The 19405-nt window shown below is 61.3% G+C and carries 20 protein-coding genes and 2 pseudogenes; 11 read left to right on the top strand and 11 right to left on the bottom strand.

All coding sequences use genetic code 11. The features are described 5' to 3' along the window. Window positions 1-4: 4 nt before the first annotated feature. On the bottom strand, window positions 5-805 hold the full coding sequence (locus tag JEY66_RS27735; protein ID WP_018271040.1) for a TetR/AcrR family transcriptional regulator: 801 nt from the start codon (window positions 803-805) through the stop codon (window positions 5-7). 512 nt (window positions 806-1317) lie between these two features. Here JEY66_RS27735 and JEY66_RS27730 point away from each other — a divergent pair. After that, the gene (locus JEY66_RS27730; protein ID WP_080650354.1) at window positions 1318-2223 is read left to right on the top strand and encodes a recombinase family protein; all 906 of its coding nucleotides are present in this window, start codon (window positions 1318-1320) and stop codon (window positions 2221-2223) included. A gap of 675 nt (window positions 2224-2898) precedes the next feature. Here the strand turns inward: JEY66_RS27730 and JEY66_RS27725 are convergent. Then, window positions 2899-3156 (bottom strand): hypothetical protein, encoded by a 258-nt coding sequence (locus JEY66_RS27725; protein ID WP_016840649.1) that lies wholly within the window; start codon window positions 3154-3156, stop codon window positions 2899-2901. Between the two features lie 225 nt (window positions 3157-3381). Here JEY66_RS27725 and JEY66_RS27720 point away from each other — a divergent pair, with 225 nt between their 5' ends. Beyond that, entirely contained in the window at window positions 3382-3714 is a 333-nt protein-coding gene (locus JEY66_RS27720; protein WP_016840648.1) for a hypothetical protein, read from the top strand. A gap of 341 nt (window positions 3715-4055) precedes the next feature. Here the strand turns inward: JEY66_RS27720 and JEY66_RS27715 are convergent, their stop codons facing one another. Then, window positions 4056-4946 carry a 3'-5' exonuclease gene (locus JEY66_RS27715; protein WP_018271043.1) on the bottom strand — a complete coding sequence of 297 codons (891 nt, stop codon included), beginning with the start codon at window positions 4944-4946 and terminating at the stop codon, window positions 4056-4058. A gap of 344 nt (window positions 4947-5290) precedes the next feature. Between JEY66_RS27715 and JEY66_RS27710 the strand changes: the two genes are divergently transcribed. From JEY66_RS27710 to JEY66_RS27695, 4 genes are all read left to right on the top strand, one after another. Further along, complete coding sequence (locus JEY66_RS27710) at window positions 5291-5503, top strand: hypothetical protein (RefSeq protein WP_018271044.1); 213 nt, start codon at window positions 5291-5293, stop codon at window positions 5501-5503. Between the two features lie 78 nt (window positions 5504-5581). Next, window positions 5582-6106, top strand: a complete 525-nt coding sequence (locus tag JEY66_RS27705; RefSeq protein WP_210290927.1) for a hypothetical protein — start codon at window positions 5582-5584, stop codon at window positions 6104-6106. A gap of 188 nt (window positions 6107-6294) precedes the next feature. Further along, window positions 6295-6477, top strand: coding sequence for a hypothetical protein (locus tag JEY66_RS27700; RefSeq protein ID WP_016840642.1), 183 nt, complete (start codon window positions 6295-6297; stop codon window positions 6475-6477). A 278-nt stretch (window positions 6478-6755) separates the two neighbouring features. After that, window positions 6756-7799, top strand: coding sequence for a DUF3363 domain-containing protein (locus tag JEY66_RS27695; RefSeq protein WP_259171329.1), 1044 nt, complete (start codon window positions 6756-6758; stop codon window positions 7797-7799). Between the two features lie 26 nt (window positions 7800-7825). Here the strand turns inward: JEY66_RS27695 and JEY66_RS27690 are convergent, their stop codons facing one another. Both JEY66_RS27690 and JEY66_RS27685 read right to left on the bottom strand, forming a co-directional pair. Beyond that, window positions 7826-8416 (bottom strand): RES family NAD+ phosphorylase, encoded by a 591-nt coding sequence (locus JEY66_RS27690; RefSeq protein WP_016840641.1) that lies wholly within the window; start codon window positions 8414-8416, stop codon window positions 7826-7828. Then, the gene (locus JEY66_RS27685; RefSeq protein ID WP_018271046.1) at window positions 8413-9078 is read right to left on the bottom strand and encodes a hypothetical protein; all 666 of its coding nucleotides are present in this window, start codon (window positions 9076-9078) and stop codon (window positions 8413-8415) included. The genes JEY66_RS27690 and JEY66_RS27685 overlap by 4 nt, the downstream gene beginning before the upstream one ends. Window positions 9079-9549: 471 nt before the next feature. On the opposite strand from JEY66_RS27685, the pseudogene traG reads away from it, so the two are divergent. From traG to JEY66_RS27665, 4 genes and pseudogenes are all read left to right on the top strand, one after another. Beyond that, window positions 9550-10866: pseudogene (gene traG, locus JEY66_RS27680) on the top strand (IncP-type conjugal transfer protein TraG); the annotation flags it as partial. A 101-nt stretch (window positions 10867-10967) separates the two neighbouring features. Further along, window positions 10968-11540, top strand: coding sequence for a TraB/TrbI/VirB10 family type IV secretion system protein (locus tag JEY66_RS27675; protein ID WP_016840638.1), 573 nt, complete (start codon window positions 10968-10970; stop codon window positions 11538-11540). 3 nt (window positions 11541-11543) lie between these two features. After that, window positions 11544-11771 (top strand): DUF2274 domain-containing protein, encoded by a 228-nt coding sequence (locus tag JEY66_RS27670; protein ID WP_016840637.1) that lies wholly within the window; start codon window positions 11544-11546, stop codon window positions 11769-11771. 286 nt (window positions 11772-12057) lie between these two features. Next, on the top strand, window positions 12058-12273 hold the full coding sequence (locus JEY66_RS27665; RefSeq protein WP_016840636.1) for a hypothetical protein: 216 nt from the start codon (window positions 12058-12060) through the stop codon (window positions 12271-12273). Between the two features lie 528 nt (window positions 12274-12801). Here JEY66_RS27665 and JEY66_RS27660 read toward each other — a convergent pair. Further along, a pseudogene (locus tag JEY66_RS27660) lies at window positions 12802-13509 on the bottom strand (site-specific integrase); the annotation flags it as partial. Between the two features lie 403 nt (window positions 13510-13912). Here JEY66_RS27660 and dusA point away from each other — a divergent pair. Further along, window positions 13913-14908, top strand: a complete 996-nt coding sequence (dusA, locus tag JEY66_RS27655; RefSeq protein WP_080650355.1) for a tRNA dihydrouridine(20/20a) synthase DusA — start codon at window positions 13913-13915, stop codon at window positions 14906-14908. Between the two features lie 71 nt (window positions 14909-14979). Here the strand turns inward: dusA and JEY66_RS27650 are convergent, their stop codons facing one another. The 5 genes from JEY66_RS27650 to JEY66_RS27630 form a co-directional block, all read right to left on the bottom strand. Next, window positions 14980-15897 (bottom strand): LysR family transcriptional regulator, encoded by a 918-nt coding sequence (locus JEY66_RS27650; RefSeq protein WP_307724550.1) that lies wholly within the window; start codon window positions 15895-15897, stop codon window positions 14980-14982. A gap of 162 nt (window positions 15898-16059) precedes the next feature. Next, complete coding sequence (locus JEY66_RS27645; protein WP_018271049.1) at window positions 16060-17238, bottom strand: muconate/chloromuconate family cycloisomerase; 1179 nt, start codon at window positions 17236-17238, stop codon at window positions 16060-16062. A 68-nt stretch (window positions 17239-17306) separates the two neighbouring features. Beyond that, the gene (locus JEY66_RS27640; RefSeq protein ID WP_026192615.1) at window positions 17307-18176 is read right to left on the bottom strand and encodes an intradiol ring-cleavage dioxygenase; all 870 of its coding nucleotides are present in this window, start codon (window positions 18174-18176) and stop codon (window positions 17307-17309) included. A 71-nt stretch (window positions 18177-18247) separates the two neighbouring features. After that, window positions 18248-18772: a flavin reductase family protein gene (locus JEY66_RS27635; RefSeq protein WP_018271051.1), complete on the bottom strand. Its 525-nt coding sequence runs from the start codon at window positions 18770-18772 to the stop codon at window positions 18248-18250. Beyond that, entirely contained in the window at window positions 18769-19398 is a 630-nt protein-coding gene (locus JEY66_RS27630) for an FAD synthetase (protein ID WP_125459134.1), read from the bottom strand. Before JEY66_RS27630 ends, JEY66_RS27635 begins: the two co-directional genes overlap by 4 nt. Window positions 19399-19405: the final 7 nt, after the last annotated feature.

Below are 19405 nucleotides of genomic sequence, written 5' to 3'. Positions count from 1 at the left end.
GGGATCAGGGCTTATTGACGCCTTCGAAGATCAGCGTCTCTGTGCGACGGGCCAATTCGAGCACGGCATCCCTGTTTTCCAGCCTGAACCATTCGATTGTCCAGTTGAGAGCCCCGATCACGAACATACGCAATGGCACCACCTCCATATCGGCGCGGATCTCGCCAGCGCGCCGGGCATCGATGAAGAGCTGGTCCCAATATTCTGCGTATGCGCGCCGCAGCGGCCGGTGCGGCTTCTTCAGTTGCTCCGGCAATTGTCCGTAGATTCGAATGTTGGCTGAAGTGAAGTCGCTCGTCTCGAGGAGCGCGACGAGATGGGCCTCGATCGCAAGACCAATCTTGCGCCGGTGCGATACTTTTCCTGCTCGCTCGACCGAGTTCTTCACCGTCTCGAACACGTGGCGGAGGCCGCGGTCCAGCACCTCGTCGAGAATCTGCTCCTTGGAGTCGAAATGGTAGTAGATGCTACCGGCCTTGATCTTGGCCCTTGCTGCGATCTGGCGCAGGGTCGTGGCCGAAAATCCCTGGCGGCGGAACAGCTGGGCCGCGGAATGCAGGATGAGGTCTCGCGACCGCTCGGACTTGGGAGTTGCGGCCGCAGGGCCTTTGTCGGGCTCGGTCTTGCGCCCGCGGCTTGGGGGGAGGGCTTTCGGCCGACGTCCCGCCGGCCTCGGGCCAGACCGGTCACCGGAACGCAAGGATGACCGCACCGTTCTCATACCTCCCGCAAGCTCCGTGTCGACATACCAGGCTGCCGGCTCGTGCAACCAATGATCGTTGTCGAAGCAGATTCCGCGGAGCATGGCAATATCCGGCAGGTAACAGCCCGATGGTACCTGACGGCATCAAAACACAGGGCCCGCAAGCCGCGCGGCTGTGGCGGCTCGCCTGGCAGGCGGCAGGCGACATTCGGCACAACCTCCGATGCCGCGGGAGTTGAGAAGTCATTCCTGGCTAAGCGGTGTTTCTGTCGCCGCCTCTTTCGCGTTCAGCTAAGTTCAACGTTGTCACTCACTTAAGATCGGCTTTTCACCATCCCGCGGTGGTGACCAGTTCCTGATGACAGCGCATGGAGTGGCCGGCTCGGGGGCGGCTATCGCTTTCATGCATCTTTGGGCGTGCCGGCGTCACGCTTCGGCGAGGCCCCCGATCGGTACGGGAAATAGAACCGATATGGCAAGAAGATCCGCGCCTGCCGGCAAACTGATCGGGTGTGTGATTGGATCGATGATTTGCCCGACGGCAAAGAGAATATTTTCAAAGTTGGTTTTGGGGCATGGCAAAGATGGAGTAAGCTGGCCCCGTCGGAGTGCCCATGGCAAATGCACTTACGATAAGGAAGGATCACCTTCCAAAAGGTGACATGGAACGGCGAGCGGCGCAGTACGTTCGCATGTCTACCGAAAAGCAAATCTACTCAATTGCAAACCAGATGGCAGTGATTGCGGCTTACGCCAGCGCGCACCGTCTGGCGATCGTCAAGACCTATGCGGACGAAGGCAAGAGCGGCCTTCAGATCAAGAACCGAGCAGGCCTTCGACGGTTGATAAGCGATGTCACAACAGGCGCAGCCGATTATGGTCAGCTTCTCGTATACGACGTGAGCCGGTGGGGGCGGTTTCAAGATCTAGACGAAGGTGCTCACTACGAGTTTCTCTGCCGGCAAGCCGGGGTCGAGGTCGAATATTGCGCCGAGGGATTCAACAATGACTTCAGTTTGGCCTCCACCTTGGGAAAGTATCTCAAGCGAACGCAGGCCGCCGACTTCAGTCGCGATCTATCGGCCAGAGTGCATGCCTCCCACTCGCGGGTTATCCGGCAAGGGTTCTCGGTAGGCGCTCCGAAGACTTACGGTCTCAGACGCGAGCTGGTTGACCAGAAGCAGCGGCCGAAGATGTTTCTGGAGAAGGGCGAGGCCAAATTTTTGCAATCCGACCGCGTGAAGATCCGGCCGGGGCCTCCGGATCAGGTCGCCATCGTCAAATGGATTTTCGCGCAATGTCTCAAGGGAAAATGCGATGCATGGATCGCGAGAGAGCTGAACCGCCGCAATGTGGAGACATCCACGGGGCACCCTTGGAATCCTGCGCTCATCTATCGCATTCTCAAAAACGAAGCCTTTATCGGAAACCTTCTTTACAATCGAGTCTCGCAAGTCGCCGCATACCCTGTCGATGGGGATAAATCGAAAGCTTTCGCTTGGACGAACGGGAACTCGTAAGGTCAAATAGCTGGCGCCGCTTCCGGAGCGCTTGCCAACAGCAAGGCTCATGACGTAGCCGGGTTCTCGCTCCGTCCCTTGGTTCACAGTCGCAAAGCTTTTCGTCCCGCAAAGGTCGTTACAGCACTCCCTCCGGAGCACACCGTAGCTATTGAACGGCACTAGGGAGCGGTTCTCCGGCTTAAGTTAGCCCGCAGCACATCGCTCAAGCATGAGGCTTTCCGCCTTTGTCGTCGAGGGCCTTGTCGGCTACGCGACTTTCGGCCATTGCCTCGAAGCCTCGACAACGTTTCGCCGTGCGGCTCGATCCTTAATCGCGCGGAATGCCCGTAGCAGTCGGAAGATGTCTGCCGCGTCTCGAGCGAGTTGCTCCTTCAAAGGTGAATCCCCGCAATGACCGCTGAAACGGACCGTGGAATCGAAAAGGACCGTCCAAGGGGCGGTCCTTTCCGGCCGGCTGCAATGGGCCTGTAAAAACTCGAAAGGTGAAAAATGCTCTGCAAGTTACGACAACATCGGCAGGGATTGTATTACGGCCGTCCTGCCTCTGCCGAAATCCGGATCAATACGGTGTTCTGGCCGTCGAACGAGACGTGGCTGGGACAAGTGCAGTATGCGGCGATCCGACAGCTGCAGCCGCCGCGGCAGAAGCCTAACAGGCGCTTGGCGGGACCCTCACTGGAGGACCTTCGGTAGCACGACAACGACATCGATTTCCCGGCCGACGATCTGCGACGCAACGATTGCGATGGGCAGGGCGAAATTGTCCTCGATTTCGGCTGCGCTCGATTCGTCTCTTGCGTAGACATACAGAAGATACCCGTCGATCTCCGCAAAGCGGATGCCGGCGAACACGCGGTCAAACGTTCCCGCGCCAACGATGAACGCCATTCTCGCCTGTATCGCGTAGTTCTGGATTTCGGTCAGGTCCATCTTGTTACCGTTAGGGATATTGCGTTGCTCGACATGTTAGATGTTTACGCCTCCTGCTGGTGGCAAGGGCGTTTTTTCAGAATCGAGCCGAAGGGCGAGCTCTGGACTGGGTGAAGGCGGTCCGCTTTGAGTTACCAACGGAAGGGCTCCTGGCCTATATGAGGATGAGGTCACCGGTGAAGCCCGGTTACCTTGACCGTCTCATGGTTCAGCAAGGCGCGCAGAGTGAACAACCCGGAAGCCGTCGCCGCAACCGTGTCGGCCCTCCGGGAGGCTCACGGGGACAACGTTGCTCGCGCCTTCCTTGCTGATGGGGTAACCCTTGCGGCGCTTGTCGACGCAGTTTTCTCCGTCCCGATAAAGAATAGTGTGGCAGTCAGAACGATCGCCCGCGCGCTCGAATCCGGAGATTTTGTTATCTCGCCCGACGTCGGGCCGCTTTGGCACGTCAGATATGTGTACAGCCACCCGGGCTCGATGACCGTCGTAGACATAGTGGTGCTGACACCCGAGAGGACGTTCACGAGCACCGAGATCTCGTTGCAGCTGCGCGGGTGATCCCCATTGCGGTTCGGGCCTCAAGGACTCTATTGCAATTCCTGGATATGGCCGGTGCTGTCGACGAGAATGGACCGTTCCTCCTTGATATTTTCCAAGGCGAGGGCAGATGCTGCCGCTGGGGCGTTGAAAACCGTCAGCAGACAAAGAGCACGACAAGGATTTTGCATGTTCATAGCCAACAGGGGTGCGAGCGATTGTCTCCTTGCGTCCGGTAATGTTGGCCTAATCGTTCATGAATGATTAGCGGCAAGATCGAGGCCAGCGGGCAATTCCGAAGGTGGCCGGCAGAAGCATTCGTCGGCCGCACATTGGAATCCAGTGAAAGCTACAGTTGGTTCTTAAACCCTTGTGGAAAATCGGTCGAACGCTGTGAGTGTCTGGATCCGGATCTCGACGTCTCTTTGGTAGACCGTTTCCTGCAGATACTCGATTTCGGCAGCCTGATTGCCATCATCGACGTCGATGTACCAGGACCGCGGCCGGCCATCGGCGCCATCGCTCCAGCGGTATCCGCGTCGCTTGAGCTCGTCCTTGAGCTCGAAGGGCGACTGCTCGGCCCAGATCCTGATCGTCTTGCGGCGGGCGCGCTCGAGCAGCACCGAGAGCACGGTGCGATTGAGCTCGGGCAGGGCCATCGCCAGGATCTCGAGCAGTGCCTGGCAATCGTCGACCGCCCGGTGCGCCTCATGAAACAGCCCGGCTTTCATCAAAAGATAGGACAGGCGCGATCCCTCAAAGCCGTGGCTGCGCCATTCGATCTCGCTGACCGAGCAGGCCCAGGCCTTGTGCACGAACAAATACGCGTAACGTTCCATGAACCTGCGATCGAAACCGGCGTTGTGCGCGATGACGACGACCGCCTCGGAAGCGAACGCGTTGATGCGGTCCTCATCGAGACTGTGACCAGCAACCATCTCATCGGTGATGCCGGTCAGCGCGGTGATCTCGGCGGGAATTGCGATCGACGGCTGGTTGAAGCTGCTGAAGGTGTCGATGACCCGGCCGATCCTGCCGTCGGCAAGATAGCTGAACTTGACCATCCCGAGCTCGATGATCTCATCCATGGCGGTATCGAGGCCGGTGGTTTCGACGTCGAGCAGGATCGCGATCTTCTCTGGCTGTTCGTGTGGCGTGAATTCGGCGCGGGGAACCAGCCGTCGCAGTACCCGGTAGTCGGGCGACTGTTCCAGCATGGCGGCGATCTCAGGGAGGGTCGGTTGAACGGTCATTATCGAGCGTGATCGGGGTGGGGCCTTGTGGCGGCGGGCAAGCTTACCCGATCAAGCCGGAACCGGCATCGTTGCGCCTGTGGATAGGTCCTGGCTCACTGCCGGCACCCGACAAAGAGAAGGCCTTGCGTGAAATTGGCCTGGTGATGGAGCAGTTTTGAGCGCCGGCGGATGCGGGCGGGCTCTCGTGACCGTGCCGCTTCGCGTCACGGCCTCGCTGCCTCGATCCCTCGCGCAGCAACCGGGCGCGCCTCGATCACAAAATTCGGAAAAGACGAAATATGACTCGACGAAATACCCAATTCACTTTTATGATGGTGTCTTCGGACGGTTAGGTGGTCGTGATGGCAGATCCGCAAGTCAGGTCTTCGGACCTCGTTGAAATCGCTCGCAGAAGCGGTGAGTTTCGCAAGCACTATGGTGTGGTGCTCGGAGCATTGCTGTACCTCAGTTCGATCAGCGCGGCGCGGCCGCGCTCGATCTGGTGGAGCGGGGTGTCGACGGCTCTGATTGGCGCAGCGGCCATATGGCTCAAGAGCCGGGCGAGCGGCGGCTAGCAAGAGATATCGGGGAGTTTCCTTCGGAACCAGGCAGTCGCTACCGCGATACACAGGTACGCTGCGTTGCGTTCAAGAATGGCAACGGAAATATTTACGACGTGGCCGAGTTGGTTGGCGGGGACAGCGGAAGTGGCTTCGCCACGCCGCTATGCCTATGGCACCAAAGTCGTCCAGTTTGGCGCCGGCTCGGAGGTGGCAAACGGAGAGGCAAGGAGCAATTCCTTTCAGGTGTCGTCTGGCACCGGGCAGGCCGCAATCAACCTTCCGACCGCGACAGGCTTCAGCAACGAGCTCGATTTCGTGGGCGCGATCAGCAGCGACCAGCTCTGGTTCGAGCGTTCAGGCGACAAGTTGCTCATCGACCTGCTTGGCACCAACACCAGCGCCACGGTCAACGGGTGGTTTTCCGGTGCCGGTTCGCAGCTGCAGGAGATCACCGCCGGCGGCCTGAAGCTCGACAGCCAAGTCTCGCAACTGGTCCAGGCGATGGCAACCTATGCGGCCAATAATCCTGGCTTCGATCCGACCAGCGCAAGCGTCCACACCGTGCCGAATGATGCTAGTCTGCAGAGTACCATGTCGGCGGCGTGGCACGCATAGCACCGTGTGAGCGGTAGTCTCGAAGTATCCGGCAGGTGCGGTAGCCGGTTGTGGCGTCGCGCCCGATAGCCAGGCACGGAAATCCGGAACGTGCCTGCCATCTCTTTTTGCGCAGAACCCCGCACTCTTGCCCTGGCACGCAGACTCACCGTAACTCGGATCGACTGCATCTTGCTGGGGACTTGCTGATGAAACGGTCGAACGGGCTGCCGAACAATGGCTACGCATTGATTGTCGATGGCCAGGTGAAGACGGAGTTCACCACGAGGGAGGGTGCCGTGGCTGGTGCCAGGGATCTGAAGAGGCGCTTTCCGGTCCTGCAGATCCGACTATATGACGCCGAAGCGAAGCGGGCCGAGGAGTTTGCCTAGCAGATTGATCCCGAGCGGATATGAACTCCCGCTCTTGCCTGTGGCGTGCTCGTGCCGCAAGCCGCTCTCGTGAGTCGTGCCGTTTTGCGGCACGGTCCGGCGGCGTCGATTGATTCCACTCCAGCAACGACGGCTCGCGCCGGCATTGAGCTATTTGTGCAGCATCGGCTTCGGACTGATCGGCGCATCCGGACTCCAGAGCCGGTAACTCAGGCTGGCAAAAACGCTGATACCCTTGCTGATCGAAGCGGGATCGAAGCCCGCGATCGGCGTGCCGCCTGGGCGAGCGCGGCGACATCATCAAGACCATGCATCGCGAATTGCGTGCAGCGGGCATCTCGCGGGCGGCAGCCAGCTATGCGATCTTCGATCCGCGGAGCGAGGGCCGGCGCCTGATCGGGCGGGTCGTTGGCGAAGGGTTTGTGGATGAGCTGACGGAGCGCCGCTATGTGGTGATCGATGGGGTCGACGGGCTGGCGCACTATGCCGAGGTCGGTGCTCTCGGCGCCAACGAAGAGCTGCCCGCGCGGAACACGATTCTGGAGCTTAGGCCGCGTTCGGCGCAGCTGCGCCCGGTGGATCGAACGATTGCCGAAGTGGCCGCGGCCAATGACGGCTTTTACAGCGAGCGCCTGCACCGGGAGTTGGATCCGCAAGCATCGGCCGAATATATCGGAACCCATGTCCGGCGACTGGAGGCGATGCGTCGGCAAGGGACGGTCAGTCGCCTTGCCGATGGCGGCTGGAAGGTCGGCCAGGACTATCTCGATCGGGCTTTTCGGTATGAGGAACTCGAGCGCTCGCGCAATCCGTTGCGCGTTGCGGTGTTGTCTTGGCAAAGGCTCGAAGAGCTGCCGCAGGCAGTCGGTGCGACCTGGCTCGACCGGAAGCTCCTCGCAAGGGAATCCGATGGGCTCGCGCCAACCGGTTTCGGCGCGGAGGTCGAGACGGCATTGCGGGCGAGACGGCAGTGGCTGATCGAACAGGGGCTGGCGCGAGAAGAAGGAGGGCGGGCGCGCTATGCGCGGAACACGCTGCATATCCTTGAAGAGCGCGAGCTGGCGAAAACGGCGGCGGACATTTCCGCTCGCACCGGGCTCGAATATCGCAACGTCAGGGCAGGCGACAGCCTCAGTGGCATCTACAAGCGGATGCTGACGCTCAGCAGCGGGCGGTATGCGCTGATCGAGCAGTCGCGCGAATTCGTCCTGGTGCCCTGGCGGCCGGTTCTGGAGCGCGCGCGTGGCCAACTCGTCAGCGGCAGCGTCGGCGGAGAGGGCATTTCCTGGTCGATCGGAATGAGGCGCGGCATCGGACGCTAGTTCAGAGCCTCCCGACTTCGACGGGGCTAGCCGGGTGCAAGCCCGACCCTGTACCGCTGCGCAAGACGCCAGAACCAGTCCTGATCGAGGTTGGCCTGTCGATCGATTTCTCTGACCGAGCTGCGTGCGCGATCGAACAGCGCATAACAAAGACCTTCGTCGTCGTGGCGGGCGTAATAGGCGATGCCGTCGGGATTGAGCGGATGGCTGAAAAGCGCCTTCGACCAGGCCTGCGGCACGTCGTAAGGCAGTCCGCCATGCACCACCTCGGCGGTCGCGCCGAGAATGGCGAGGGAGGGGCCGGCCAGTCTGACCAGCGAAAGATCTGCCGTGATCTTGAGGCGAGCATAGGCCTTGCGACGGAGCAGGCTGGGATCGAGCAGCGTCCGTCCCGGCACGCGGAGGAACGTCTCTGCGAAGGCGCCAAAAGGCTCCCGCGCGGCATAGAGCACGCCATAGCTCCCGTCGGGCGCATTCAGCCGGCCGAGACGCGAAGTGTCGAAGAAGATCGGATCGTACCCGGCGGTGTAGAACCGGTGAATGATCGTACCCGCCCGCAGCCGGACCTGGCGGGGACGGCGGCGATCGAGATCGTCCGGCGGCAGCGGAGCGGTCACGCGCCTTGCTGAGCCATGCGCCGGGCGGCCTCGACCACAAGTTCAACCTTGCCTTCCCTCAGCAGGTCGATCGGCTTGCGGCCACCCAACCGGTCGTCAGGCTGGGCGAGGAAGTTCAAAACCGTCCAGGGGTTGTTGGTCGGCAGCGCCTCCTGGACGGACTTGAGACCTTCGACGACGGCGCCGTCGACGTTGAACTGAAGCGTCGGAAAGCTTCGGTGGTTGCTGGGACCCGGTACCGCAAGGAGGCTGCCTTCCTGCACGCGCTTGTCGACGGCCTGTCGGGAGATTCCCCGCAGGAGCGTTCTGACCTGGTCCAGATCATACGCGCCGCCGGATCGCCGAAGATCCTCCTGCGCAATGCGGACGCCCTCAAGGACGGCGAGCGCGCGGGCATCGGGCGCGAATGCGTCCTTGTTGACGACAGCGGTTTTCTTCGCCGCCTCGGAGAAGAACCGGAAGGCTTGCCCCGTTAGTTGCTTGTTCTGCTCACGCACCTTCTGCAGTGCGGTCACGCTTTTGGAAACGATGGCGACCTGCGCGTCGGCAGGGAGCGCGAGGCTCTTCAGGGCCGCGGGTTTCTGCTTAAGTACCATCATCACACCGTCCTCGTGGACGGACAGATCCTCGGTACCGGAGGGCTTTGACTGTGCCTTGGACATGAGCTGAACTCCGCTTTCAATATCGGTATCGAATGCAACTTTGTCAACTTTGACAAATCACAACAGAGGTATTATGGTAGTATAATTGATTCCATGTAAGGGATCGATGCCGTCGCGCGGCGATAGTGCTTTCGTCCCCGTGCGCCCTTTTTCAGGCTGACGGTCGATGCGACCATCGACGTTGAAGGCACAAGCGGCCTTCGTTCGATTCGTTCATTCGCTGGGTGTGCGCATGCGCGATCACCAATCCTGGGCAAGGTCGAACCAGTGTTCCAGTTTGATCATGCCATTCACCTTCAATTGAGGAGCTTCCTCACCCACGCCGAGACTGCCGCGACAATGATCTTGCTTCGATGAGTTTGATCGAGCCGGATCTCGTTGCCGACGACGATTTTTATTCAGGTTGAATGCGAGCCGTCATCCCGCTTTTCATCTCGCCGCGCTCGTTGCGAGCGTCGAGTGGGGCGGACAATGTTTCCGGCAAAAATCTACGTCGGTCAGATCACGGTTGTCTTCGGCATCGTCATCGCGTCGACATGGGGAGCGACGCAATGGACGGCGGCGGCGCTCGGATTTCAGGGGCGGCTTGGCGCGCCGTGGTTCGCCGTTAGCGGCTATCCGGTCTATCTGCCCTGGCGATTGTTCGAATGGTGGTTCGCCTATGAGCCCTATGCGCCCGAGATATTTGAGGAGGGCGGGGCTATCGCTGCGGCTGGCGGCATTGCGGGCGCGCTGTTTGCAATCGTCAATTCGGTGTGGCGGGCGCGGCAAAACCAGCTGGTCACGACCTACGGCTCCGCGCGTTGGGCCAATGTGAAGGAGATCCGCGCTGCCGGCCTGCTCGCGGGCAGGGGTGTGTTCCTCGGGCGATTTGAAAATTACTACCTGCGTCACGATGGACCCGAGCACGTCATGTGTTTTGCACCGACGCGGTCGGGCAAGGGCGTGGGGCTGGTGCTTCCGACACTGCTGTCCTGGACTTCATCGGCGGTCGTGCATGACATCAAGGGCGAGAACTGGGAGCTGACGTCCGGCTGGCGCTCGACCTTCTCGCATTGTCTGCTGTTCAATCCGACCGATTCAGCAAGCGCGCGCTACAATCCGCTGCTCGAGGTCCGCAAGGGCGCGGCCGAAGTTCGCGATGTTCAGAACATTGCCGACATCCTGGTTGACCCGGAAGGGGCATTGGAGCGTCGAAGCCACTGGGAGAAGACCAGCCACTCGCTGCTCGTCGGCGTCATCCTCCACGTCCTCTATGCAGAGCAACAGAAGACGCTGACACGGGTCACCGAGATCCTGGCTGACCCGGCGCAGTCCTTCGAGAAGACGCTGCGGATCATGCTGGCTACCAACCATCTCGGAACAGAAGCCGAGCCGAAGGTCCATCCCGTCGTCGCCGCGACCGCGCGGGAGTTGCTAAACAAGTCTGAAAATGAACGTTCCGGCGTGCTGTCCACCGCCGTGAGTTTCCTTGGCCTCTATCGCGATCCGGTCGTCAGCCGGAATACCGAGAGCTGCGATTGGCGCATCGCGGACCTCGTCGGTGCGGACAGGCCGGTCACGCTCTACCTGGTCGTCCCGCCGTCAGACATCAGCCGCACCAAGCCGTTGATCCGGCTGATCCTCAACCAGATCGGCCGCCGATTGACCGAGTCCTTGAACGTCAGGGCTGGCGATGCAAAGCATCGCCAGCTGCTCCTGATGCTGGATGAATTTCCTGCGCTCGGCCGGCTTGATTTCTTTGAGAGCGCGCTCGCCTTCATGGCCGGCTACGGCATCCGCGCCTACCCTCGTCGCAGGCGCGAAAGCTCGCCTTTGTGGGAGCGAAAGCGGACACTGAGACTACCAACCCGCACGCGTTGACGCCGCCCCCTTCCAGCTATGCTGTTATGGCAGGGACGATTATTCCGGCGAGCTTGGTTACGGGGCTGAATTCGGATTTGCCCGGTGCCACGATCGCTCAGGTTACAGAGAACATTTTCGATACGGTGTCAGGTGAACATCTGCTTGTCCCGCAGGGAACTCGGCTGCTGGGCAAGTACGACAGCGTGGTAGCTTTTGGCCAGAAGCGTGCGCTTGTCGTCTGGACGCGTCTCATCCTACCGAATGGCAATTCCATCGTGATCGAGAACCTTCCAGCTACTGATGTTGCGGGTTACGCCGGGCTAGAGGATGAGGTGGACTTCCATACCTGGCAGTTGCTCAAGGGTGTGGCCTTGGCGACCCTGATCGGTGTAGGGACCCAGCTGTCAATCGGCAATGACGAAAGCGATCTCGTGAAGGCGCTGCGGGAAAGCACGCAGCTGACAACCAATCGTGCGGGCCAGCGCCTGGTGGAGCGTGAGCTCGACGTGCAACCGACGATCGCCGTGCGGCCGGGATGGCCACTGCGGGTGATCGTTTCGAAGGATCTGGTGCTGAAGCCGTACCAGGACGCTCAAGTCGTAGCGAAGAGCAGGTGAGGGATGAAGCTGGCAAAGCTACCGGAGCGTACGCCGGTCAAGATGACCATCGTGCTCTCCCCGAGCCTCCTGCAGCGGCTGCGCGAATACGCTGTCTTCTACGCAGAAACCTATGGCGACAAGGAAGAGGTGACCGAACTGATACCGTTCATGCTGGAGGCATTTCTCGACAGCGATGCAGATTTTCGTAAGGCGAGAAGGGCGGCGTCTTTGGGTGCCACCGCATCCTAGATGTCTACCTCTCAGCTCGTTGCGGCTTTCGTTCAAAGCAGCTCAGCGCTGGCGGTCTCCTTTGCCGCTTCTCTTGCAGCTTCATTTCGGGACGACGGAAGGGGGGACGGCCATAGTGCCGGTCACCGTCCGGGACTGTGGCATTAGCACACCGCCGGAGTCGGCGATTGGCACCCGAACAGGGCCTTTTCCCCGATGTTCACCAGCAGCTTTCAAAGACGCGGTTGCATTTCTGTGAGCCTCGTTCTGTTCTTGAACAGTATTTTCAAGCATTTTTGGAGACGACATGGTCGAGGTATATTTGAACGTCAGGCGCGATTTGCTCGTCGTGAGAAAGGGATTTCCGGTGCCGGCTATTAGCGCTCAGGGCAAATGGCGCAAGAGTAAGAAGAGGGTCGTTAGGATAAGCGACGAGATCAGGCAGGCGGTCCAAAGCGAAGGCTACTACGTGCGCAAGTTGAGCGATTTCAAGAAGAACTGCACAGCCGATCAACGGGCGTGACGCCCGCTCGCAAAGCCCGGCCGCCCTTAGAGACGGTCGGGCGAGACGCAATAAGAACACGATGAACGCTGCGCATATGCTGCGGTTCGAGGCGAACTTCATTCCAGATGAATACGGGTGGCTTGTCGGGCCCCGGCTCATCGAAATGAGGTGCGGCCCTAGCTCAGGCTGCTGAGGCCGCTGATGAGCCCAAGGCGCGGTACACCCCCTGCGCTCAGCTTCACTAGAGCCGAAAAGCCTAGGGTTGCATAGCGCGCTCTTCGCCAAAAAAGGCCTAGATGGGTGGGCGACCACCACAGCACGACATAGCCCATAGCGGACATACCGACTTTTTGGCCGCTGTCTGCTTTCAGTGGCGGACGCGTCGTGCTCAGGATTAATCAGTATACATTCTAGCGCACGGCGAGCATTGCCATGAATTGCTCCACGGACGGTTGCTCGGCCTTCTTGCACCTTGTGCAGATCCTCGGGTTTCAGGTTTGTATACCGCCGCAGCATTCGCCAATCCTTGTGGCCCGTTACCATCGCAACTTGTTGGATCGAATAGCCTGCTTCGAACAGGCGACTCGTGCCTTCATGTCGCAAATCGTGAAAACATAGATCGTCGAGATCGATGTTCTTGCACGATCTGCGGAACGTAGCTCCGATCGATTTCGAATGATGGGGAAACACCCGCCCAATTCCGCGCGTGACGACCCGTTGCTCCAAAACCAGTTGCCATGCGTCATAGCCCGTCGAATTTAGGAGGGGGACTATTTGATGATTTCCATCTTTCCGCCGGGGGTCCTTGCGATCGCGTATGGTGACCGTTCGTTTCGTCATGTCGACATCAGACCATTCTATTCGGCAAATCTCCGCCTGGCGCATTGCGGTCGCTACCGCGAAGCGAATAATTCTACCGAGCGGGATAAATTGTAGCGGGTTGGATTCAGTGTATTCGATCAGTCGATTGAGTTCGTCTTGAGTGGGGCGACGGTCGCGCTCGTTAGACTTTCCAACGAGATCGAGGTGTTTAAGCGCCGCACGGGCCAACTGAACGTTTTCGACGGATACAGTAATGCCGTGAACTGCGGCGGCGTGCAGGAGCACGGCTCGGATGAACGAAAAATCGATCGCAAGGGTTGCTGGCCCGGCGCCCTGCGCAGCTCGTTTCTTTCCAAAGTCGATCAGCTTCTCGCGAGTAATGTCCTTGATGTTCACTCGCCCGAGAGAAGTCTTGAGTGCTTTCAACACCATGAACTTCGAGCGTCTGACTGGCTTACCGACCTGGGCAAGATCATCGAGATGCAACGCGATCAAATCGAAAAAGATGCGTGGTTGCTCGTGGGACCGGGAGCGTCGAATTGGAGTGCCCCGATCGATTGAACGCTCAACGTCAATGGCCCACTCTTCGGCGTCACGCCGCCGGATGAAGGTGTTCGCGACGTACTCATTTTTCCTTCTGACCTGAACGCGCCAGCTTCCCGATTTCAGCTTTGTAAAGGTCGGCATGGCGTGTGCACTCCACTGCGATTTCGTGTGCGCTACGTGTGCACCGCGAGATCAAATGCGGTACAAGCGTGTGCAATTTTGGCTAGTTTGGAGTGCACACGAGTGCACTTGTTCCCGGTCTAGTCCGTTGAAACAATAGGATAAGTTGTTGAAATATCAAGACTATCGCTTTTCTGTGGCGCCCATGATGGACTGGACCGACCGGCATTGCCGGGTCTTCCATCGGCTGATGTCGCGGCGAGCGCGGCTTTATACGGAGATGCTGACGACCGGCGCCATCATCCATGGCGATCGGGCGCGGCTGCTCGGCTTCGACGTCAGCGAGCATCCGGTGGCGCTGCAGCTCGGCGGCTCCGATCCGCGCGATCTCGCGACCGCCGCGCAGATCGGCGAGGATTTCGGCTACGACGAGATCAACCTCAATGTCGGATGTCCCTCCGATCGGGTGAAGGATGGCCGCTTCGGCGCCTGCCTGATGGCGGAGCCCGCGCTGGTCGCCGAAGGCGTTGCGGCGATGAAGCGTGCGGTGCGGATTCCCGTGACGGTGAAATGCCGGATCGGCATCGACGACCAGGATCCGGAAGTCGCGCTCGACACGCTGGCCCGCAGTGTGATTGCCGCGGGCGCGGATGCGCTGGTCGTGCACGCGCGCAAGGCCTGGCTCAACGGATTGTCGCCGAAGGAGAACCGCGACATCCCGCCGCTCGACTACGATCGGGCCTATCGCCTCAAGGCGGCATTGCCGGACGTGCCCATCATCATCAACGGCGGCATCACCGGTCTTGCCGAGGCGAAACGGCATCTGGCGCATGTCGATGGCGTGATGCTGGGGCGGGCGGCCTATCAGGAGCCATGGCGGCTGCTTACCGTCGATTCCGAGCTGTTCGGCGAGACTCCGCCGCACGCCACGATGAAGGACGTGTTCGCGGCGATGCTGCCCTATATCGAGCGGCAGCTTGCCGAGGGCACCCGGCTGCATTCGATCACGCGGCATTTCGTCGGCGCCTTCCATGGCGTCCCCGGCGCGCGTGCGTTCCGCAGGTATCTCGCGGAGAACGGCGTTCGGCCGGGGGCTGACATCGACGTGCTGCGCGAGGCGATCGCACGCGTTGACGATCGCGCGCCGGCGGCGGTCGCGGCCTGAGCGCGCTCTAGATTCTTTATTTTAACGCGTTTTCTTCACGCGAACCGGTATCCACTTCGCTCGAAAACGCTCTACGGTTTGCGCTGACGCCGCGTGACGTCCTGTGCGACCTTCAGGAAATTGAACAGATGCGGCATCCGGTTGTCGCGCCGATAGTTCAGCGACAGCGCAGTGCCCGGATTGTGTCCCTCATAGGCGCGATAGGCGACGCCGGGCCGCTCCGCCTCCGAGACCGATTTCGGCACCAGCGCGATGCCGACGCCGACCGACACCAGGCTGATCGCGGTCTGGTAGTCCTGGGCCAGCACCTGCGATTTCGGAATGAAACCCTCTTCGAGGCAGATGTTGAGGATGTGGTCGGCGAAGCTCGGGCGCGGCTTGCGCGGGTAGAGGATGAACGTCTCGGCCTTCAGCGCCGCCAGTCGCGGGACCTGCTGCTCGAGCAGGGACGAAGTGTCTGACAGCGCGAGGATCAGCGGCTCGTGCAGCAGCGGCTCCGACTTCAGCTCCTCGTCGTCGAGCGAGGGCCGGGCGATGGCGATATCGATCTCGCGCTGGATCACAGCGCGTTTCTGCTCGGCATTGTTCATCGCCGACAGCGCGAGCTCGACGTCGGGATAGGCCGAACGAAACGCCTGGATCACGCTCGGCAGCACGCCATAGGTCGCCGATCCGACGAAGGCGACGCGCAGGTGACCGGAAAAGCCTTCGCCGATCCGCTTGATCTCGCGGTGCGTCCGGTCGAGCCGCTCCAGCACGTCGCGCGCCCGCTCCAGCAGAACGCTGCCGGCCTGGGTCAGCCGGATCTGGCTGCGGCTCCGGTCGATCAGCATGACGCCGAGATCGCTCTCGAGTTGCGCGATCTGCCGGCTGAGCGGCGGCTGCGCGATCGCAAGCCGCGATGCGGCACGGCCGAAATGCAATTCCTCGGCGACGGCGACGAAATAGACCAGTCGCCTGAGATCCATGACATCGTCACGATCGGTCACGGCTAGCCGAACGCCTGCTCGCGCGCTTCCGGGGAAGCCGTGGAAAAATCCTGCCGGGTTCGATATCGCGTGGTCATCAGCGCATGATCGAGATGGTTCCAGCGCGAAGACTGGGCGTGGGTCCCCGGATTGTCAATTGTCCGCGGGAACGGCGTCATCCGGCTAGTCCTTCCGGGCGAAGGCGCGGATCTTGTCCTCGTCGACCTCTACGCCGAGACCGGGGCCATCAGGGGCGCAGATCTCGAACTCGTCGAATCTGATCGGGTTGACGACCAGATCCTCCACGAGGATTCGCGGACCGAAATGTTCGGTGCCCCATTCGAGCCTGGGCAGGGTGGCGAAGGCGGCGAGATGCGCCGCCGCGCCGATGCTGCTCTCCAACAGGCAGCCGCCATAGAGCTCGAACCCGTGCGCGGCCGCGACCGCAGCGGCGCGCTTCATTTCGAACAGGCCGCCGCTCTTCACGAGCTTCAGCGAGTAGACGCTGCCGCAACCCATCGCGCCTGCGCGCGCGATGTCCTCCTTGGTGAAAGCCGCTTCGTCCACCAGCAACGGAATCGAGGTGCGGGCCGCGACACGCGCCATCGCTTCCAGTTGCAGCGCCGACACCGGTTGTTCGATCAGGGCAACATCCAGCTCCTCGAGCGCGGGCATGAAACGGATGCATTCGGCCTCGGTCCAGCCCTGGTTGACATCGACGATCAGGCGCACGTCGTCGCCGAGGCCGGCGCGCAATGCTTGCAGCCGCTTCAGATCGGCCTGCGGCCGGTTGAAGCCGAACTTGATCTTGAACTGGCGGTGCTCGCGGCGCCGCAGCTTCTCTTTCGCTTCTTCCACCTCCTGGCCGCTGTCGCCTGAGGCCAGCGCCCAGATCACTTCCATGCGCTCGCGCACCGCGCCGCCGAGCAGCGCGCTGGCGGGCAGGCCCAGCGTCTTGCCGGCGGCGTCGAGCAGGGCGGACTCGATCGCGCCCTTGGCGGCGAAATTGCGGGTGGCGGCCTTGCTCATGCGCAAGGCATTGGCTTCGAAGGCGAGGGCAGGCTGTCCGAGCAGCGCCGGCGCCAGATAATTCGTGACCGCGGCCTTGATCGACTCCACGCTCTCCTCGGCCCAGCGCGGCCCGCCGAGCGTCGAGGCTTCGCCGATGCCCGTCACGCCGTTATCGAGCAGGACGCGCACCAGCACGTAACCCTGATGCGTGACTTCGGTGTTCGAGAGCTTGTGCCGGCGGCGGGTCGGCGCCTCCACGATGGTGGCGCGGATGCTGCGGATCGCAGTGTCCTTTGCGTGAGCCTGCACTCGCTCCACGGGCTCGGCGATTTCGATCACGGCACGACTCATATGTCCTCGCGGGTCAGTTCTGAATGAGCCCTGCCAGGCTGGTGGAGCCTGGCAGGACGCAACGGGTATTACTCGGCGGCGACGAGCCGTTCGACGGCTGCCTTCTTGAGCTTGAAGTCGAAGTTGAGAACCAGGTCGGTGTCGGCGCCGGCGGGGGCCTTGGCGAATTTGCCGATCAGGCTCTGCTTCACGGCGAACACCGAGTCGTTGTCGAGATACTTGGTCTCGGAATCGTAGATCTGCGAGATCAGCGATTGATAGCCGTCCTTCGAAAGCATGAAATGGATGTGGCCCGGACGCCAGGGATGGTGGCCCATGTACTTCAGCAGCTCGCCGCCGGCGCCGTCATAGGGGATCGGGTAGGGTTCGGGGCGGAGCGCCACGAAGGCATATTCGCCGTTGGCGTCGGTCGTGAAGCGTCCGCGCAGATTGTAGGCCGGCTGTTCCGGATCCTGCAGGTCGTAGAGGCCGTTCGGCGCGTCTTCCCAGACGTCGATGGTGACGCCCTCGATCGGCCGCCCCGCCGTGTCGCTGATGCGCCCGCTGACCTTGACGGTCTGCGCGTTGTCGAACGTCTTCTTGATGATGGAGGCGCCCTTGGGCAGCACCGGCGGGTTCTCCCGATAGAACGGTCCGAGCACGGTCGACTCGCTCTCGCCGTCGGTGACGCGGTGGTCGAGCATGTCGACCAGCACCTCGACGCCGAGAATGTCGGCGATCAGGATGAACTCGTTGCGCTTCTCGTCCGAGATGTCGCCGGCGCGGCGCAGGAATTCGCACGCGGCGAACCACTCGGCGAAGGTCAGGTCGACCTCCTTGCAGAAGTCGTGCATGTGGCGGATCAGGCTCGTCATGATCTGCCGGTTGCGATCCGGAATGTCCTTCGAGAGCGCGGCGATCACGTGGTCGGTGATGGTGTCCTTGTTGACGTTCAGCATGGTCGTTTCCTCCTTTTCTTGCAGTTTGCTCAAACTTGCATCCCCGTTTTCGGGAATCTCGGTCGCTGGTCTCACCAGACAAATTCGTAAGCGGCATTCTCCAGCGTCGTGGGCGCAGGGTGCGGGTCGGCAAGGCCACCGAAGCGGCCGCGGAAGAACAGCAGCGGCTTCTTGCTGGGCTCCAGCGACATCTCGCGGACGTGGCCGAGAAAGATCGTGTGGTCTCCGGCGACGATCTCATCGGCGAGATCGGTCACGAAATATGCCGCCGCGTCGGCGATCACAGGCAGGTCGTTGCGGCGTTCGAAGACGTCGCAGAGGTCGAGCCTTGGCTTGCCGGCGAAATGCCAGGCGAAATCCTCCATGCCCTCGGCGAGGATACTGACCGCAAAGCGGCCGGTCTGCTGGATGTTGCCGAGCATCTTCGCGCTTTTCGCGATCGAGATCGCGACCAGCGGCGGATCGAGCGAGACCGACATGAAGGCGTTGGCCGTCATGCCGTGATCGCGGCCCTCGCAATGCGTCGTGATGATGGTGACGCCGGTGCCGAACTGGCCACAGGCATTGCGCAACTCTCGCGGATCGATGGCGGTCATCGGCTTGCGACCTCGAGTTGGGCCAAACCGGATCGGTCGGCCGGTGGCGCGGTCACGATATCCCGCCAGTTTTCCAGCGTCGCCGCGGCGGCGGCAAGGCCGGATCGCCGCAAGGTGCGGATCCGGCTGCTGGAGACGATCTCGCCATTGCCACAGCGCACCGGCGGCAGGATGCGCGTGTTGAAGTGCTGCCGCAGCAGCAGGGCGGTGCCGCCCTTGCAAGACCCGAAGCGGAAATCCTCGCCGACGATCACCTCGCGCGGTTGCAGCTTATGCAACTCGGCGAGGAAATCGAGCGCGGTGCGCCGGACGTAGATCTGGTTGAAATCGGCGACGACGACGTGGTCGGGCGCGAATGTTGCGATGCGCTCGAGCTTTTCGCGAAGCGAAATCAGCGGCTCGGCCTGGCCGAAATACACCTTTGGCGGCGGATCGAAGGTGTAGACCAGGGCTGGAATGCCGCGGCGCCGCGCTGCCGCGATGGTCTGCCGCAGCAGTTCCTGATGGCCGCGGTGGACGCCGTCAAATGCGCCGATGGTCACGACGCAGGCGTCGAGGGCCAATTCCCCATCGCGATGAAAAGCGACAGCGCTGCTGTCAAAACCCGTGCCTGAACCCGTGGCCATGGCTCGC

This window comes from Bradyrhizobium elkanii USDA 76 (genome assembly GCF_023278185.1).
GTDB lineage: Bacteria > Pseudomonadota > Alphaproteobacteria > Rhizobiales > Xanthobacteraceae > Bradyrhizobium > Bradyrhizobium elkanii.
Note: the sequence above shows the minus strand (reverse complement) of the source record. Positions and strands in the feature narration are given on the sequence as shown.

Coding starts and splice junctions, on each gene's coding strand:
- JEY66_RS27735 (WP_018271040.1), bottom strand. CDS start 805: ATGCTCCGCGGAATCTGCTTCGACAACGATCATTGGTTGCACGAGCCG.
- JEY66_RS27730 (WP_080650354.1), top strand. CDS start 1,318: ATGGCAAATGCACTTACGATAAGGAAGGATCACCTTCCAAAAGGTGAC.
- JEY66_RS27725 (WP_016840649.1), bottom strand. CDS start 3,156: ATGGACCTGACCGAAATCCAGAACTACGCGATACAGGCGAGAATGGCG.
- JEY66_RS27715 (WP_018271043.1), bottom strand. CDS start 4,946: ATGACCGTTCAACCGACCCTCCCTGAGATCGCCGCCATGCTGGAACAG.
- JEY66_RS27710 (WP_018271044.1), top strand. CDS start 5,291: ATGGCAGATCCGCAAGTCAGGTCTTCGGACCTCGTTGAAATCGCTCGC.
- JEY66_RS27705 (WP_210290927.1), top strand. CDS start 5,582: ATGGCAACGGAAATATTTACGACGTGGCCGAGTTGGTTGGCGGGGACA.
- JEY66_RS27700 (WP_016840642.1), top strand. CDS start 6,295: ATGAAACGGTCGAACGGGCTGCCGAACAATGGCTACGCATTGATTGTC.
- JEY66_RS27685 (WP_018271046.1), bottom strand. CDS start 9,078: ATGTCCAAGGCACAGTCAAAGCCCTCCGGTACCGAGGATCTGTCCGTC.
- JEY66_RS27675 (WP_016840638.1), top strand. CDS start 10,968: ATGGCAGGGACGATTATTCCGGCGAGCTTGGTTACGGGGCTGAATTCG.
- JEY66_RS27670 (WP_016840637.1), top strand. CDS start 11,544: ATGAAGCTGGCAAAGCTACCGGAGCGTACGCCGGTCAAGATGACCATC.
- JEY66_RS27665 (WP_016840636.1), top strand. CDS start 12,058: ATGGTCGAGGTATATTTGAACGTCAGGCGCGATTTGCTCGTCGTGAGA.
- JEY66_RS27645 (WP_018271049.1), bottom strand. CDS start 17,238: ATGAGTCGTGCCGTGATCGAAATCGCCGAGCCCGTGGAGCGAGTGCAG.
- JEY66_RS27640 (WP_026192615.1), bottom strand. CDS start 18,176: ATGCTGAACGTCAACAAGGACACCATCACCGACCACGTGATCGCCGCG.
- JEY66_RS27635 (WP_018271051.1), bottom strand. CDS start 18,772: ATGACCGCCATCGATCCGCGAGAGTTGCGCAATGCCTGTGGCCAGTTC.
- JEY66_RS27630 (WP_125459134.1), bottom strand. CDS start 19,398: ATGGCCACGGGTTCAGGCACGGGTTTTGACAGCAGCGCTGTCGCTTTT.